The organism is Arthrobacter sp. HY1533, from assembly GCF_027568515.1.
Classification (GTDB): Bacteria; Actinomycetota; Actinomycetes; order Actinomycetales; family Micrococcaceae; genus Specibacter.
In genome coordinates this window covers 1-1095 of sequence record NZ_JANKZF010000064.1, presented here as the reverse complement: position 1 = coordinate 1095, position 1095 = coordinate 1, and the positions used below count along the sequence as shown (strand labels likewise).

Below are 1095 nucleotides of genomic sequence, written 5' to 3'. Positions count from 1 at the left end.
GAGTTCTCAAACAACAACCACACCCAGCCAACACACCAGAACCAACAAACAGTCCGTGACGATCAGTGCCGGGGCAACTTTTCAAGCTTACCCGCAATATCTCAGTAATGCAAATCCACTCTCAAGCAGACCAACACCACCAAAACACAAGAAAACAACCGGCAAAACCGGCCACAATCTTTAGGGGTTTTCGTTCCCCCATCAACCGGGGCAACTCGGAAAACAATACACACCTTTTCGGCTTGAATCCAATTGAAAGCGTGTGACGCTCGGCACTCCAATGATGTCGCTGCCCAATGGCGCATGAAAACCCTGGAATTACGCGGAATCTGGGGCCTCACGGCGGCTGACGCTCCGCCCTTTCTGCACCCCACCGACCACCGGCAGGGTTGTCGCCTGAAACCAAAAGCAAATGATTTGTGATCGAAGCCGCAAAAGTTTTCCTGCTTTATGGCCGATGTCAATCCTGCAGGGCGCTCAATCACCATCCACATCACGAGCGGCGCTTCCTTCAATGCATTGATATGGCCGGCACTTGCTCATTTCAAGCTGCATGTGTCGATGTCGGGCACCAGGTACGCGCAGGAGACCAGGGCTACGCACTGCAAATGCCGAGTGATATCTCCCGCCGCATTCGCCGGCGACACTGCGTGAGAGTGTGAAGAGGGTTCGGGGGCAGCCCTAACACCGGTTCACCAGGGTGCCATTGGCATCGCAGGGCAGGGAGACTTGTTTCCGCCGCCACACGTGAGCTCGTTTCCAGCCCGCCGGGCCCAGGCAGACAACAAGGGCCGCCCTGCAGGCGACCCTCCCCGCTGTGCCGGGGCTTATGGGATCCTCGGGTCCCCGGCACCTGTCAGGCAACGGGCCCGTGGCCTCTTCTGCCTGGTTGGCTGGCCGGCCCCGATCCGGTTGTGGCTGTTAAACGAAGAATGGCCACCTGGTGGGGTGGCCGTGTTTGTTTGTTAAATGCAGGGAGGCCCCGCACCGTGTGGTGTGGGGCCTCGACCTGTTTTTGGTGTTGTCCGGCGGTGTCCTACTCTCCCACATCCTCTCGAATGCAGTACCATCGGCGCTGTGGGTCTTAGCTTCCGG

At 58.2% G+C, this 1095-nt stretch carries 1 protein-coding gene; it reads left to right on the top strand.

The window, feature by feature from the left end; all coding sequences use genetic code 11:
* Positions 1-184, top strand: a 184-nt coding sequence (locus PCK14_RS19290; RefSeq protein WP_269940138.1) for a hypothetical protein, incomplete at its 5' end; no start/stop codon positions are given.
* Positions 185-1095 lie beyond the last annotated feature (911 nt).